Consider the following 15,987-nt stretch of genomic DNA (forward strand, 5'->3'; position numbering starts at 1 on the left):
AGCGAGCAAAAATCTTTCAAAGAAATGCTAAATATTTTAATAAAATGTTAATTGTTATTTCATGCTTCTGATTTTAATGGGTATTTTCTGGTGTGGTAAAATTGGTTTTTTTTCTCAAACACGGAGTTGTTTGAGTTATAATCAAACAATATGTATAAATAACCAGTAGCGATGCCCATGGACCCTTCTCTTCTTCTCGACGGCCTAAATGATAAACAGCGTGAAGCTGTTGCCGCCCCTCTTGAGCACCTTTTAATACTCGCTGGTGCAGGTAGTGGTAAAACACGTGTTCTGGTGCATCGTATTGCTTGGTTGATGTCAGTTGAAGCTGCGTCTCCGTTCTCTATTATGTCGGTAACGTTTACCAATAAAGCTGCCGCTGAAATGCGTGGTCGAATAGAAGAATTAATGATGGGTAGCGCATCCGGTATGTGGAATGGCACTTTCCATGGAATTTGCCACAGAATCCTGCGCGCACATTACCTAGATGCAAAGTTGCAAGAAGACTTCCAAATTATTGACTCAGATGATCAACAGCGCTTGCTTCGCCGCTTGATTAAAGCGCAGAATCTGGATGAAAAGCAATGGCCAGCAAGGCAAGCCGCCTGGTGGATCAATGGCAAGAAAGATGAAGGCTTAAGACCATCCCATATTGATAGCTATCAAGATCCAATAACCAAAACCTACCTGCAAATCTATACCGCTTATCAGGAAGCTTGTGATCGAGCAGGGCTGGTGGACTTTGCTGAAATATTGCTTCGTGCTCACGAATTATTACGAGATAACAAATTTATTAGAGAGCATTACCAAGCTCGCTTTAAGCATATTTTGGTCGATGAATTTCAAGATACCAACAACATCCAATATGCTTGGCTACGCATGATGGCAGGGCCGGATTGTAAAGTGATGATTGTAGGGGATGATGACCAATCCATTTATGGTTGGCGTGGCGCAAAAATTGAGAATATTCAAAAGTTTCTTGATGAATATCCGGGATCTAAGACGGTTCGGCTGGAGCAAAATTATCGTTCCACAAAAACTATCCTAGAGGCGGCAAATGAGCTCATTGCTAATAACACCGAACGTATGGGCAAAGAGCTTTGGACAGACGGTAATGAAGGCGAAAAGATTTCGGTCTATTCTGCCTACAATGAGCTCGATGAAGCTCGCTTCACCGTAAGTAAAATAAAAGAGTGGCAAGAAAATGGCGGCAGTTTAAGTGACTGCGCCATGTTGTATCGTAATAACGCACAATCTCGAGTATTAGAAGAAGCATTGATTCAAGCACAGCTGCCATATCGAATTTATGGCGGAATGCGATTCTTCGAGCGTCAAGAAATCAAAGATGCGCTGAGCTACCTAAGGTTGATGGGTAACCGTAATGACGATGCTGCCTTTGAGCGTATTGTAAATACACCAACCCGTGGGCTCGGCGACAAAACCTTAGAAACCATTCGTTACGCAGCAAGGGATCGTGGCGCGACCATGTGGGATACTTGTGTGGCGTTGTTGGATGAAAAAGTCTTAGCGGGTAGGGCTGCTGGAGCCTTATCTCGTTTCGTCGAGCTGATTAATGCATTAGAAGACGACACGATGGAGTTTCCTTTGCATGAACAAACCGACCATGTCATTAAAACCTCGGGTCTGTTTGCGATGTATGAACAGGAGAAAGGCGAAAAATCCAAAGCTCGTATTGAAAACTTGGAAGAATTGGTAACTGCGACCAGGCAGTATGAGAAACCAGAAGAGGCCGACGACATGACACTGTTGACGTCGTTTCTAACTCATGCGGCACTTGAAGCTGGTGAAGGTCAGGCGGATGAGTTTGACGACGCCGTGCAACTGATGACGTTGCACAGTGCAAAAGGCTTAGAGTTCCCAATGGTCTTTATGGTCGGTGTTGAAGAAGGGATGTTCCCAAGCCAAATGTCTGCAGAGGAAGCTGGGCGTTTAGAAGAAGAGCGTCGCCTTTGCTATGTGGGTATGACCCGAGCGATGGTGAAGCTGCATATAACGTATGCAGAAATGCGTCGCTTGTATGGGCAGGATAAATATCATAAACCCTCGAGATTTATCCGTGAGCTGCCACCAACGTGCTTAGAAGAAGTTCGGATGAAGGCTCAAGTGAGTCGACCAACTAGTACTGGGCGATTTAGCCAAGCAGAAGTGAAGCAAAACTTTAATGAGACTGGGTTTAATCTGGGAGCGCGTGTTAAACATCCTAAGTTTGGTGAGGGTACCATTATTAACTTTGAAGGCAGCGGTCCACAAAGTCGCGTGCAAGTGGCATTTAATGGTGAAGGGATAAAGTGGTTGGTGACACAATACGCCAAACTAGAGCAGCTTTAGGCTTGGTCTGTAGTACCTCGATCATCATAAAAAAGCAGCCGTCGCTGCTTTTTTTATGTCGTTGATTTGCCGCAGCGCTGATGAGGGCTCTCATTCAAACCAAGATTTATCTAGGGAGCGTTTATTCTGGGCAAAGAAAAACCCCGAGGGCTTGCGCCCTACGGGGTTATGGTCTTACTCGCAGCAATCCGGCTACTATAGGTGCTCCATGCATCTAATCCATGATAGTGTGCTGTATTCCTTCAGCGTATTCCTTTCATCGCCATCCTAGCGGTGTCCTTGGCCTTATCCTGACCTGCCAACAATCCTCGTTAGCGCGCTTCACTTGTTCCTTGAGCGGTGTCCCTGACATCATCCTGATGTTAAGTCCTTTCCTCATCCAGAGGTGTCCATTGTCTTTCCTTAGTAGTAACCATCCTAGTTACTATTGCGTCCATTCAATGTCCAATTCGCTTTCCTTGCCGACTATTCATCCTGAATAACCGTATCTTCTTCCTGAAGATGCCCAAATCCCTGAGCGTTTCCTGTTCCGTGTCAGCATCCTTCCGACACAGATAATAATAAACTAGTTGGCCTATAGAACAATCACCCGTTTAAGCAAATAAGGCCAGATAGAGTAATGTAACCGTTATGTAAGTGTATACTTATCAATGGTTTATATTCTTTTTGGGTTAAATGCTTGACGACTAAAGCGATAATGACCTACTGCTTTGTGAGAGATCTCGCACAAAGCGGATGTCGAAAAGCGTAAATGCGAGATTACAGTGAGACAGTCACTTGATACAAGATGATGAGCCCAATGCCAGAAAATAGGAATCCACACAGTGAATCTATATAAATTGAGACTGACAATAAGCGTTGTTGCAGCTTCTTAGTGGATAATGCCCAAGCTAAAAATGAGAACCAAACTAATGATAGAGCCCACAAAATAAGTAGGGCGCTGATTTTTCCTGGTATCGACATAGTCGCGGGAACTAAGCTCGACATTAGGCTAATAAAGAAGACCAGCGCTTTCGGATTGAGGATATTAGTCGTGAAGCCACGAGAAAAAGCTTGGCGACGATTGGCGAGTAATAGGCGGTCGTCGTTATTTATTACAGTTGGATCATTTTTTGCAGCCCAGCGTGAGATAACCGAGCGTAACGCGCCAACGCCTAAATATAAAAGGTATAATCCACCAGCACATTGCACTAAGGCAAATAACGTTGGATGTTGATGAATAATATAGCTCACGCCAGTTAGGCTAAAAATGGAATGGACTAAGATGCCAAATGATAGTCCAAGCGCAATATAGAAACCGGTTTGTCGCCCATATTGGGTGGCGTTTTGTACCACAAGCGCAAAGTCTGGTCCTGGGCTCATTAACGCGACAAAGTGTACCGTCGCTAGAGTCATTAAGAGGGTAATTTCATTCATAGTTTAACAATCCAACGCTATTTTGCTTTTTTTGTGCCGTTTTTAAGCCCATCAATACTGAATACCAGCAGTGCACCCCAAATAAAGGCGAATGTGAGCGCTTTATCTGTGGAAAAATTCTCTCCATAAATGAGAACCGCGAGCATAAACATCAGGCTTGGGCCGATATATTGAAAGAAACCGAGTGTAGAGAGCTTTAAGCGAGTCGCAGCGCCAGTAAAGCACAGTAAAGGTAAGGTTGTGATAACACCTACTGAAATCAGTAGGATGTTTAAATTTACGCTGTTATTGAACAGGTTTGAAGTGGCACTATCAGCAAATATTGCTAGGTAGATCGCAGCAACAGGAAGCAGTACTAAGGTCTCAATGAACAGCCCAGTTTGAGCGTCTAAATTGACTTTTTTTCGCAATAAACCGTAGAAACCAAAGCTTGTGGCTAATGCTAATGCCACAATCGGTACTGATCCGAAGACAAACAGCTGAATTAGTACACCGATGGTCGCAAGGCCAACAGCAAACCACTGTAGCTTTCGTAGTCGTTCTCCAAGAAATAGCATACCAAGAATGACGTTAAACAAAGGGTTAATATAATAACCAAGGCTTGCATCAAGCATATGATTAGAATTTACCGCCCATATGAAAATTAACCAGTTGGTACCCACCAGTAGCGAAGTGGTTAACAAGAAGCCCATTTTTTGCTTGGATTTGAGTACATCGCGCACACCACGCCAGCGACGACCATAGTGCAGTAATCCCGCAAGTAAAAAAACGACCAAAGAACGCGATGGCTCAATATCTCTAGCGGTGACACTTCCCCTAAAGCTTTAAAGTAGATAGGGGCAATACCCCACATGGTATAGGCGCCGACGGCAAGTAAAATGCCCTCTTTAGCGCGTTGTTGTTCTATGGACATGCAGTGATTCTCAGAAGCGTAGCCAATTTGGCCGAAAAGGGGAAGTTGGCTAGTATAGCGCTTCGGCGGCTGAGGCACTAATTATTGTATGAATGATAGACGGTGGTTAATTAATGGACTGAGTGATTTCCAGTTTCATTCCCCTCTGAACCCCTCTACAATGTAGCGTCTTTTTGCCCTTCATTTATTGTCAGGATATTGCATGACTGCTGTGTTACTTGCTGAACAGTCCGAATCATTACCAAGTTCACAGTCTGTCCTTGAGTCGGTTTTTGGCTATCAAGATTTTCGACCAGGCCAACAAGAAGTCATTGATAACGCGATTGCGGGCGCGGATGGTTTGGTCATCATGCCAACAGGGGCGGGTAAATCCCTGTGTTATCAAATTCCAGCTTTAGTTCGCTCCGGTGTCACTATCGTGATTTCACCGTTAATTTCTTTGATGAAAGATCAGGTCGACCAACTAAAGGCTAATGGTGTTGCCGCGGAGTGTATTAACTCTACGATGAGCCGTGAGGCTCTCGTTGAAACCTATCGCCGAATGAATACCGGATCAGGCAAAGCTCGTCTATGTTTCTCCTGAACGTGTGCTTATGCGAGATTTTATCGAGCGCTTGGAACATATCGAACTGTCGATGATTGCGGTTGACGAGGCACACTGTATATCGCAGTGGGGGCATGACTTTCGACCAGAATACGCATCACTAGGACGCTTGAAAGAGTTATTTCCTTTTGTTCCTGTCATCGCTTTAACCGCCACAGCGGATGATGCGACTCGTAAAGATATTATTCAACGCTTGAGCCTTCGAGATCACCATGAGTATCTCGGCAGTTTTGACCGACCGAATATTCGTTATACGCTGGTGGAAAAACACAAGCCAGTGTCTCAGGTTGTTCAATTTTTAGCAGAGAACAAAGGGGGCTGCGGCATTATTTACTGCGGCAGTCGTAAAAAAGTCGAAATGTTGACGGAAAAGCTGTGCAATAACCATGTCCGTGCTGCCAGTTATCATGCGGGGATTGATGCTGATGAGCGCGCCTATGTCCAAGAGGCGTTTCAGCGTGACGATATTCAAATAGTGGTGGCCACTGTTGCATTTGGTATGGGCATTAATAAACCGAACGTGCGATTTGTCGTTCATTTTGATATTCCGCGCAACATCGAGTCTTACTATCAAGAGACCGGGCGAGCTGGTCGTGATGGACTGCCAGCGGAAGCTATGATGTTGTATGACCCTGCGGACATGGGTTGGCTTCGCCGTATGTTGGATGAAAAAGATGAAGGCCCTCAAAAGCAAGTCGAGAGTCATAAGCTGAATGCGATGAGTGCATTTGCGGAGGCGCAAACCTGCCGACGCCAAGTACTGCTCAATTATTTTGGTGAGTATCGGGAGGAACCTTGCGGTAACTGCGATATTTGTCTTGATCCACCGAAGCGTTTTGATGCAACCGAGCAAGCACAAAAAGCGTTATCCTGCGTTTACCGAGTGAACCAAAGTTTTGGTATTGGCTATGTCGTTGAAGTGTTACGAGGCATGGCGAACATTCGAGTTCGAGAGCATGGCCATGACAAATTAACCACTTATGGTATTGGCCGCGATCATAGCCATGACTATTGGGTCAGTATTTTTAGGCAACTGATTCATAAAGGCCTACTCAATCAAAATATCACGCGAAATTCGACATTGCAGCTGACTGAAGAGGCGCGTCCGGTGCTGCGCGGTGAGATGTCATTAGAACTGGCGGTCCCTCGCTTGGATACCGCGGCAAGAAGTGCTAAATCTGAAAAGTTGGTGTCGAAGCATTATGATAAAAAGCTGTTCGCTAAGCTAAGAAAACTAAGAAAATCCATTGCTGATGAAGACGGCTTGCCGCCTTATGTGGTCTTTAGTGATGCGACCTTAATTGATATGGCTGAAATTCTACCTACGTCTTACGGCGAAATGTTGGCAGTGAACGGGGTGGGTGAGCGTAAATTAGATAAATATGCTGACCCATTTTTAGACTTAATTCAGGAGCATTTGACTAACCATGGCTGAGTTCGGTTTACGTGAATACATACGAGAGCAAGGTAAGCTACTCATTGTTACGCCTTCATTTGATTTCGATAGTTTTGATGAGCTAGCAGAAACGCTCGTGCGTTCATTATCTGCACAAGTGATAGAAAAACAATGGGATGCTGATCTTCACACCTGGCTCATTGATTTTGAAGGCTGTCGATTATTGCTAAAAGGAGAGCATTACAGCGAATCTATGTGGTTTGAAGCGTTAGATAAAACGAGTTCGATAGAAGAGTTGGATTTTCTTGCCACACTATTTAAACAGGGCTTTTAGCGAATTCAGAGTTTCAATTAGGCTATTTTACGAGTAAACGTTTGCCTTTATCGCGTCTGTTGCACCCTTAATTGATTAATGTATAATCGCCCGCCGCGAATCGGTGGAAACATCGATATTTTATTTCTGTCATTAGAGACGCTGTCTCACTTGGGTTCCCTCCACCCCAAGCAAAACGAAAAAGGTACAATATGAATCATTTTTCCCCTGCGCAACAGCGCAAAGCATTAACGCTTCTTGTTTTATTTCACCTTGTCATTATTGCGTCCAGTAACTATTTGGTCCAACTGCCATTTACTGTTTTTGGCTTTCATACGACCTGGGGTGCTTTTACCTTCCCGTTTATTTTTCTAGCGACCGATCTCACTGTTCGAATATTTGGCGCAGGAATGGCACGAAAAATCATTTTTCTGGTGATGTTACCAGCCTTAGCAGTGTCATACGGATTGTCTGTACTCTTTTTTGAGGGGCAATTTCAAGGTTTAGGTCAGTTGAGTGAATTTAACTTGTTTGTCGCGCGAATCGCTGCCGCGAGTTTTATGGCGTATTTACTGGGACAAATCTTGGATGTCCATGTCTTTAATCGACTACGTCAGATGAAACAGTGGTGGGTTGCGCCGACATGTTCAACTTTATTTGGTAATGCGCTTGATACGTTGGCGTTCTTCGCGATTGCCTTTTACCAAAGCCCGGATCCGTTTATGGCAGAGCATTGGACTGAAATTGCTTTGGTCGACTATGGCTTTAAGTTAATCATCAGTTTGGGACTATTTGTGCCGATGTATGGCGTGTTACTTAATTTCTTAGTGAAGAAGCTGACGGCCAATGACGCTGAATTTAAGATGTCTGGAGTGAAAAGCATAGATATAAAAAAACCGAACAAAAGTTCGGTTTTTTATGGATCGTTGTTTACTGACTGGGGCGCTAAACGGCCTTAATGAACAATGGCCAGCCTAAGTCAGATTGTCTATTTGACTCTATTTCGAGCTCTGCCGCGGTGAGTGGATTACGTTCAAGCCACTGTTTATCTAGCGTAAGTGTGAGGTGATCTCGATTACTCACTAGCGTGACATTAGGTTGCAAATCACGTTGTCGCCTATGGGTAATAATGACCGCAAGGCGCAGTAAGCGTAGAGCTCGTGTCGCACTCTCTGCTGATATAGCATGCTGTGGTGGTAGTGGACTTAATTGGTCTTTATAACGCCGGATCACTTCAGCTAAAAAGTGCTTTTGTGCTCGTGTATAGCCGGGGAGATCGATGTTTTTGAGTAGGTAAGCGCCATGTTCACCTGCTTTTTTAAAATCGAGAGTAAGACCAATTTCATGCAGTTTTGCTGCGGTTGTTAGCAGTGCTTCTCCGTGCGGCTCACGGATACAATTGTCACCACCACAAGCATTGAGAAGCTGCAGGGCTGTTGTTGCTACCTGCTCACCATAAGCCACATCGAGTTGGCAGCGAGATTGCACACTGTTAATGGTACGCGCTCGAATATCATCTTGTTGAAGCTCAGACACCATGTCGTAAACCATGCCTTCACGCAATGCACCGCCAGCCAATGTCATATACTCCAGCTCGAGTAGCTCAAAGATAGCGATGAGAATGGATAGCCCACTTGGGAACACTAAAGCGCGTTCTAGCGTCAGCCCTTCAATGTCTAGTTCTTCTAGGTGATCAGCTTGCATGGCTTGCTTTTGTAAGCGCTTTAGCTTGGCATGCGTGATGACTTCATCCATCCCCTGTGCCAGCATAATTTCTTGTAGCGCTTGAACGGTACCACTTGCACCAACACAGGTATCCCAGCCAATTTGTTGGTATTGGGCGAGGATAGGTGCAAGCGTGTCTTTCGCTGCACTGATCGCACAGTCGAAATTTTTCTTGTTTAATTGGCGGTCTTTAAAGTGACGTTCAAGCCAAGTAACACAGCCCATTTTTAAGCTGGTTAAGGCTTTAGGTTGGAAGCCCTCACCGATGATCAGCTCAGTACTGGCACCGCCAATATCAACAACCAGCCGACGACCTGTTCCACCAGACGTATGAGCCACACCTTTGTATATCGTTGCAGCTTCTTCTTCACCTGAAATCACCTGAATCGGATAGCCAAGAATATCATTGGCTTTATCGAGAAAAATATCGACATTGGTCGCGGTTCTAAGTGTAGCAGTACCAACAATACGGATATTTTCTTTAGGGATATCTTGTAGCCTCTCAGCGAAGAGGCTAAGGCAATCCCATCCACGTTGCATGGCTTCTGGGCTTAACGCCATGGTGTCATTCAACCCAGCAGCAAGGCGAACCTTGCGTTTTATTTTTGCCATGGTTTGAATGCTGCCGTCGATGTGTCGAACCACTAACATGTGGAAGCTGTTCGACCCTAAATCAATCGCGGCATAAAGAGGCGAAGAATTAACTGCGTGACTCATAAAATGTGGCTATGTCCTTATTAAGAGCGTGGCGCTCTTGGTCTTCTTTGAGGCTTACGGTTTGACTGTCTAGAACCACCAGTATTGGTACGACGTTGGCCAGAGTTACGAGGTCTCATCGTTGTCAAAGGTGCCGGTAGATCGGTCAATAGTGCGGTTGAGTCATAATCTGATACTGGGATTGAGTGTTCAATGTATTCTTCAATCGCAGGCAGATTAATAGCATAGTCTTCACACGCAAAGCTAATGGAGTGTCCACTCGCGCCAGCACGACCAGTACGACCAATGCGGTGAACGTAATCTTCGCAGTCGTCAGGTAGGTCAAAGTTGAAAACGTGTGTGACTTGTGGAATGTGCAACCCACGCGCAGCAACATCCGTTGCAACCAGAATATCAACGTCACCTTGGGTAAATTGTTCTAAGATTTTTTCACGTTTCTTTTGTGGTACATCGCCAGTTAGCAGTCCTACACGGTGCCCGTCTGCAGCAAGATGGCCCCAAACTTTGTCACACTTGTGTTTGGTGTTGGCAAACACAATGGCGCGATCTGGCCAGTCATTTTCAATCAAGGTCTGTAGCAGAGTCATCTTTTCAGTGTTTGATGGGTAGAAAAGTTCTTCTTGAATGCGATGACCTGTTTTTTGTTCAGGTTCAACGACCACATGTTCAGGGTTGTGCATATGCTCAAAGGCTAACTCTTGAACGCGATAAGACAAGGTTGCTGAAAATAGCATGTTCAGACGATCTTTTGGTTCCGGCATACGACGGAACAAAAAGCGAATGTCCTTAATAAAGCCTAAATCAAACATACGGTCAGCTTCGTCGAGAACGACGGCTTGAATGTTATTTAGGTTAAATACACGCTGTTTGTAAAAATCGATAATACGACCACAAGTACCGATAAGGATATCGACACCTTGTTCAAACTGAGCAAGTTGCTTATCGTAGCTATCGCCACCGTAAGCTAACGCTGTTTTTAGCCCAGTACTCTCGATAAGTGGTTTAGCATCATTGTGGATCTGAATGGCTAATTCACGAGTCGGAGCCATAATAATCGCACGAGGCTGGTTAGCCGTACGACCGTCATGTTCGGGAGTGATCAGTAAGTGGTTAAAGGTAGCAGCGAGAAACGCGAGCGTTTTTCCAGTCCCTGTTTGGGCTTGGCCTGCAATATCTTGGCTTCATGAGCAGTACTTAGCAACGCCAAGGCTTGGATAGGGGTACAGAATTCGAACCCTTTTTTTCCTAGTCCTTCAATGATTTGCGGTTGTAAATCCAAATCGGCGAATTTTTGCTCTGTGATATGCGTCTTTTTCATCGGCACAGAATATCAGCTTAAGCTTGCAATACGAAGTTAAATACTTTCCAATAGGAGAACTAATTGTTGGTGATTATCTCATCAACACGAAAAATATCGGAGTGAAAGATGAGTGAAAAGATTTTGCAGCTGACTGATGACGGTTTTGAAACTGACGTGATTAATGCTGCAGGCCCGGTTCTTGTTGACTTCTGGGCAGAGTGGTGTGGTCCTTGTAAAATGATTGCGCCTATTCTGGATGAAATTTCAACAGAGTACGAAGGCAAGCTCACTATCGGCAAACTTAACATTGACCAAAATGCAGGTACGCCACCAAAATTCGGTATTCGCGGTATCCCAACACTACTTTTATTTAAAGATGGTGCGGTTGCTGCGACGAAAGTCGGCGCATTATCAAAAACTCAATTGAAAGAGTTTTTGGACGCAAACCTATAATGATAAGTAACGAAAACCGTGTATCTTAACAAATACGCGGTTTTGTTTTTCCCAAAGCTAGACTAGAATGACTTTTAGTGCTAATTTATCGCACGTTAATTAAACAAACGTTCACTTCTTGGTCGTTCCTGAGACCAAATCCATCTTAAATAAGAAAATAGATCCTATTTTGACTAAACAAACATCCACCACAATGAATTTAACAGAATTAAAGAACAGACCTGTTTCTGAGCTCGTCAAGCTTGGCGAATCATTAGGCCTAGAAAACTTGGCTCGTTTGCGTAAGCAAGACATTATTTTCGCCATCTTAAAAGCGCATGCGAAAAGTGGTGAAGATATCTTTGGCGACGGGGTTCTAGAAATTCTTCAAGACGGGTTTGGCTTCCTGCGTAGCGCAGACAGCTCGTATCTAGCTGGTCCCGATGACATTTATGTCTCTCCAAGTCAGATTCGCCGTTTCAATTTGCGTACGGGTGATTCTATTGCTGTCTAAGATTCGTCCACCAAAAGACGGTGAACGCTACTTCGCATTATTGAAGGTTAATACGGTTAACCATGACAAGCCTGATAATGCGCGTAATAAAATTCTGTTTGAAAACCTAACCCCTCTGCACGCTAATGAGCGTATGGTTATGGAGCGCGGTAATGGTGCAACTGAAGATATTACGGCTCGTATTCTGGATCTAGCTTCTCCAATCGGTAAAGGTCAGCGTGGTCTGATTGTTGCACCGCCTAAAGCGGGTAAAACAATGCTACTGCAAAATATTGCACAGAGCATTGCGCACAACCATCCAGACTGTGAGTTGATGGTTTTACTTATCGATGAGCGTCCAGAAGAAGTGACCGAAATGCAACGCCTTGTAAAGGGTGAGGTTATCGCGTCAACATTCGATGAGCCTGCTTCTCGTCACGTTCAGGTCGCTGAAATGGTGATTGAAAAGGCGAAGCGTCTTGTCGAACACAAGAAAGACGTAGTTATCTTACTTGACTCTATTACACGTCTCGCTCGAGCATACAACACCGTGGTTCCTTCATCTGGCAAGGTACTGACAGGTGGTGTTGATGCCAATGCTCTACATCGTCCTAAGCGCTTCTTTGGTGCTGCTCGTAATGTAGAAGAAGGCGGCAGCTTAACGATCATCGCAACAGCGCTAGTTGATACTGGTTCTAAAATGGATGAAGTTATCTACGAAGAGTTTAAAGGTACAGGTAACATGGAACTGCACCTAAACCGTAAGATTGCTGAAAAGCGTGTCTTCCCTGCGATTGACTTTAATCGTTCAGGTACTCGTCGTGAGGAGCTTCTGACCAAGACTGATGAGCTACAGAAAATGTGGATTCTTCGTAAGATTGTTCATCCAATGGGTGAGATCGATGCAATGGAATTCCTTATCGACAAGCTTGCGATGACCAAGACGAATAATGAGTTCTTTGATGCAATGCGTCGTCAATAACTGACAGCATTTCTCAATTTTAAAACGCCACCCTTTTAGGGTGGCGTTTTTGTTTGCACTTCTTTTCTTTCCGGCGCACAATCAAAAGGAGTGTTAACGGGAGGTTAAAATGCTACAAGGATGGTTAGCATCGTTTCTCCTCGGCTTTGCGGTTGTGATTATGTCACCTGCAGTAGCATCTAAGGAGATGGCGAAAGAAGAGGTTGATTACTGGCTCAACAGTGAACAAGTAAAACTCAAGGTTTCTGAGTTTATTCGGTTGGTCGAAAAAGATGACATAGACAGTCTTAAGTTTTCTATTAGTCGGTTGGCGTTGCCGCAACAAGAGGTTGCGCGTTTCTTATTGCTGAAAAATATTGAGCAGCGCGACATTATATTGACATCTAAAATGGCCATCTTTGTTCGAGGTCAGCAATCATTACCCCCTACCTATACTGTTCTTGAGCGAGGGGAAGGGTACGAATTTTCGGTGCCAGCCTTCAATTATCCTGCCATTTCCTCACGACTGATAAAACAATGGCAAAACGATCAAAAAACCTTGGATTTCATCTTGCTCACAGAAAGTGGGCAGCTGAATCTGCGAGAGTGGCTTTCTGAAGGAAGTGACTACGATAACCAAAATCGTGAAAGCGTGTTAGTGAATGAATTTGATAGCTTATCTCCTAAAGGAAGTGACTTTTTAATTGGTCAGTTAACCAATACCAAAGTCACCGAGTGGTTGCCCTCAACGAGGGTGCTAGTGAGAATGGCTCAAGTGAGTGAAGATGAGCAGCTCTATCAACTATTATGGAAGATGCGGGCTGACCACAATAGCCAATCAGAACTCGAGCGTTTAGCAGCGCTTGAAACTCCGTTTTCGCAACAGCAAATCATGCTTGCTGCAATGAATCCTAGCCTAAAAAATCAAGCCCTATCTGAGTTAGCTCAAATCAATCCGCTTCCTGATGAGGTTAAGCAGTTTTTGGTTTCTAGGATGACGACTTCAGATGATGCCTCATTTGTTGCTCAACAGTTGGCTCAATATGGGCACAGTGGTTGGGTGAGAGATGTTGTTTCAACAAACAGTGATGTTAAAGAAAACTTGATACTTCGAGCTTTGTCTAATTGAAGTAGGTTTGTCGAGGGTAATCATCATTTTTGCTGCAAACTTCGCCAACTGGCGAAGTTTGCGTATATAATGCCTGCATCTTTCAAGGCGATGTATACCCTATGAATTTTAAGGATTTACGAGATTTTATCGATCATCTAGAGAGTAAACAGCTATTGAAGCGTATTACTCACCCTGTTGACCCGCATTACGAAATGACAGAGATCAGTGATCGTACGTTGCGCGCTGGTGGGCCAGCGTTGTTATTTGAAAACCCAATCGGGTACGACATGCCTGTATTGACGAACCTATTTGGTACGTCTGAGCGAGTAGCCATCGGTATGGGCAGGCAAGAGGTCAAAGAACTACGCGAAGTCGGTAAGTTGTTGGCGTATTTAAAAGAGCCGGAGCCTCCTAAAGGGTTTAAAGACGCTTTGGATAAACTGCCAGTCTTTCGACAAGTACTCAATATGCCAGTTAAACGCTTAAAGAGAGCGGCGTGCCAGCAGGTCGTCTGGCAGGGCGATCAAGTCGATCTAGACAAGATACCGGTAATGAGTTGCTGGCAAGATGACGTCGCTCCATTATTAACTTGGGGACTGACCGTCACCAAAGGTCCGAACAAAAACCGTCAAAACCTTGGTATCTACCGCCAGCAAAAGTTAACTAAGAATAAAGTCATTATGCGTTGGTTAGCACACCGAGGCGGCGCGCTCGATCTTCGTGATTGGATGGAAACCCACCCGGGCAAACCTTTTCCTGTCTCAGTCGCTTTTGGGGCCGACCCTGCAACGATTTTGGGGGCCGTGACCCCTGTTCCGGATACGTTATCGGAATATGCATTCGCAGGGTTGTTGCGGGGAGAGAAAACAGAAGTTGTAAAATCCGTTAGCAACGGACTTGAAGTTCCAGCTAGTGCTGAGATTGTCTTAGAAGGGTATATTGATCCGAACGAATTTGCGGACGAAGGTCCATATGGTGATCATACTGGTTACTATAATGAGGTCGAAAAACACCATGTCTTTACTATCACGCACATAACGATGAGAAAAGACCCTATCTACCACAGTACTTATACGGGGCGTCCACCTGATGAACCGACTGTGCTTGGTGTCGCACTGAATGAAGTGTTTGTCCCTATCTTGCAAAAACAGTTCCCTGAAATTGTAGATTTCTATTTGCCACCTGAAGGTTGTTCTTATCGAATGGCAGTGGTGACGATGAAGAAGCAATATCCTGGCCATGCTAAGAGGGTCATGATGGGAGTATGGTCTTTCTTACGTCAATTCATGTACACCAAGTTTGTCGTAGTCTGCGATGAAAGTGTCAACGCTCGAGATTGGGATGATGTGGTTCAAGCCATGAATACACATATGGACCCGGTAGGCGATACGCTACTTATCGATACGACTCCTATTGATTCCTTAGATTTTGCATCACCAGTGGTCGGTCTGGGTTCTAAAATGGGCCTTGATGCGACGACAAAGTGGGATGCGGAACTCGCGTTAAGAATAGCGAAGCAAGAAAAACATGGCGCGTACCAGCAGGTAGGTTGCTCTGACGATCAAAATTATAGCCAACAAGTGAAATCTCAGCTTCCAGAGGTTCTGGACTTTTACCTCGTGCCTGGAGCGGGGATTAATCGAATGGGAATTGTCATCGTTGATAAACAAAAGCCAGAGCAGGCCGTAGCGGTTATGAAGCAGATTTGGGCGTTATTGCAGCCTAGTATTAATGTTCAGTTTCTCATTGCGTGCGATGGTGACGTGAATGCACGTGATTGGAACGATGTCATTTGGGCTATTACCACCAGAATGGATCCTGCACGTGATACGTTAATGATTGACGATAATGGTTCGAGAGTTGGGTTTGATGCTACCAATAAAATAGGTCATGAAACGTTGCGCGAATGGGGAGTTCCAATTAAGAAAAACCCAGAAGTTGTCGAAAAAATTGACCAAATATGGGATGAATTAGATATCCTATGAGTCATAAAGTAACATTGTGGCCACAAAATATAGAGTTTATCGTAGCAAATGGGCAAACGGTATTAGATGCAGCGCTCAACCAAGATGTTGCATTTCCACATCGTTGCAAGGTTGGAGCTTGTGCCTCCTGCTTATGTCGAATAACTAGAGGGCAAGTCAGTTACGACCTTGAACCCATGTTAACTGAAAATGAAAAACAGCAAGGTTGGATGTTCTCCTGCCTTGCTCATACTGAAAGTGATTTAGTCATTACTTTTGGCGAAGAATAAAAG

Annotated in this window: 8 protein-coding genes and 5 pseudogenes; 9 read left to right on the plus strand and 4 right to left on the minus strand. The window is 44.6% G+C overall.

The window, feature by feature from the left end:
* Nucleotides 1–177: 177 nt before the first annotated feature.
* Entirely contained in the window at nt 178–2,349 is a 2,172-nt protein-coding gene (uvrD, locus tag AC0L66_RS01310; protein WP_265677435.1) for a DNA helicase II, read from the plus strand.
* Between the two features lie 759 nt (nt 2,350–3,108).
* Here uvrD and AC0L66_RS01315 read toward each other — a convergent pair.
* A complete protein-coding gene (locus AC0L66_RS01315) occupies nt 3,109–3,765 on the minus strand; it encodes a LysE family translocator (RefSeq protein ID WP_473568138.1) in 657 nt (218 codons plus the stop codon).
* Nucleotides 3,766–3,782: 17 nt separating this feature from the next.
* A pseudogene (rarD, locus tag AC0L66_RS01320) lies at nt 3,783–4,678 on the minus strand (EamA family transporter RarD).
* A 202-nt stretch (nt 4,679–4,880) separates the two neighbouring features.
* Here rarD and recQ point away from each other — a divergent pair.
* From recQ to AC0L66_RS01335, 3 genes and pseudogenes are all read left to right on the plus strand, one after another.
* A pseudogene (gene recQ, locus AC0L66_RS01325) lies at nt 4,881–6,717 on the plus strand (ATP-dependent DNA helicase RecQ).
* On the plus strand, nt 6,710–7,012 hold the full coding sequence (locus AC0L66_RS01330; protein WP_265677431.1) for a DUF3630 family protein: 303 nt from the start codon (nt 6,710–6,712) through the stop codon (nt 7,010–7,012). The pseudogene recQ and the gene AC0L66_RS01330 overlap by 8 nt, the downstream one beginning before the upstream one ends.
* 191 nt (nt 7,013–7,203) lie before the next feature.
* Nucleotides 7,204–7,872: pseudogene (locus AC0L66_RS01335) on the plus strand (7-cyano-7-deazaguanine/7-aminomethyl-7-deazaguanine transporter); the annotation flags it as partial.
* Between the two features lie 64 nt (nt 7,873–7,936).
* Here the strand turns inward: AC0L66_RS01335 and gppA are convergent.
* Both gppA and rhlB read right to left on the minus strand, forming a co-directional pair.
* Nucleotides 7,937–9,433 (minus strand): guanosine-5'-triphosphate,3'-diphosphate diphosphatase, encoded by a 1,497-nt coding sequence (gene gppA, locus AC0L66_RS01340; RefSeq protein WP_473568139.1) that lies wholly within the window; start codon nt 9,431–9,433, stop codon nt 7,937–7,939.
* A 20-nt stretch (nt 9,434–9,453) separates the two neighbouring features.
* Nucleotides 9,454–10,751: pseudogene (gene rhlB, locus AC0L66_RS01345) on the minus strand (ATP-dependent RNA helicase RhlB).
* 108 nt (nt 10,752–10,859) lie between these two features.
* Between rhlB and trxA the strand changes: the two are divergent.
* The 5 genes and pseudogenes from trxA (at nt 10,860) to AC0L66_RS01370 (ending at nt 15,984) form a co-directional block, all read left to right on the plus strand.
* Nucleotides 10,860–11,186: a thioredoxin TrxA gene (trxA, locus tag AC0L66_RS01350; RefSeq protein ID WP_102469969.1), complete on the plus strand. Its 327-nt coding sequence runs from the start codon at nt 10,860–10,862 to the stop codon at nt 11,184–11,186.
* Between the two features lie 193 nt (nt 11,187–11,379).
* Nucleotides 11,380–12,640: pseudogene (gene rho, locus AC0L66_RS01355) on the plus strand (transcription termination factor Rho).
* 109 nt (nt 12,641–12,749) lie between these two features.
* On the plus strand, nt 12,750–13,748 hold the full coding sequence (locus AC0L66_RS01360) for a hypothetical protein (protein WP_473568141.1): 999 nt from the start codon (nt 12,750–12,752) through the stop codon (nt 13,746–13,748).
* Between the two features lie 101 nt (nt 13,749–13,849).
* Nucleotides 13,850–15,715, plus strand: coding sequence for a 4-hydroxy-3-polyprenylbenzoate decarboxylase (ubiD, locus tag AC0L66_RS01365; protein WP_473568142.1), 1,866 nt, complete (start codon nt 13,850–13,852; stop codon nt 15,713–15,715).
* A complete protein-coding gene (locus AC0L66_RS01370) occupies nt 15,712–15,984 on the plus strand; it encodes a 2Fe-2S iron-sulfur cluster-binding protein (RefSeq protein WP_265677426.1) in 273 nt (90 codons plus the stop codon). The genes ubiD and AC0L66_RS01370 overlap by 4 nt, the downstream gene beginning before the upstream one ends.
* Nucleotides 15,985–15,987 lie beyond the last annotated feature (3 nt).

It is taken from the genome of Vibrio sp. GJ43-1, assembly GCF_055808835.1.

What these genes read in the sequence shown, in the direction of transcription:
- uvrD (WP_265677435.1), top strand. Translation starts at nt 178, where the DNA reads ATGGACCCTTCTCTTCTTCTCGACGGCCTAAATGATAAACAGCGTGAA.
- AC0L66_RS01315 (WP_473568138.1), bottom strand. Translation starts at nt 3,765, where the DNA reads ATGAATGAAATTACCCTCTTAATGACTCTAGCGACGGTACACTTTGTC.
- AC0L66_RS01330 (WP_265677431.1), top strand. Translation starts at nt 6,710, where the DNA reads ATGGCTGAGTTCGGTTTACGTGAATACATACGAGAGCAAGGTAAGCTA.
- gppA (WP_473568139.1), bottom strand. Translation starts at nt 9,433, where the DNA reads ATGAGTCACGCAGTTAATTCTTCGCCTCTTTATGCCGCGATTGATTTA.
- trxA (WP_102469969.1), top strand. Translation starts at nt 10,860, where the DNA reads ATGAGTGAAAAGATTTTGCAGCTGACTGATGACGGTTTTGAAACTGAC.
- AC0L66_RS01360 (WP_473568141.1), top strand. Translation starts at nt 12,750, where the DNA reads ATGCTACAAGGATGGTTAGCATCGTTTCTCCTCGGCTTTGCGGTTGTG.
- ubiD (WP_473568142.1), top strand. Translation starts at nt 13,850, where the DNA reads ATGAATTTTAAGGATTTACGAGATTTTATCGATCATCTAGAGAGTAAA.
- AC0L66_RS01370 (WP_265677426.1), top strand. Translation starts at nt 15,712, where the DNA reads ATGAGTCATAAAGTAACATTGTGGCCACAAAATATAGAGTTTATCGTA.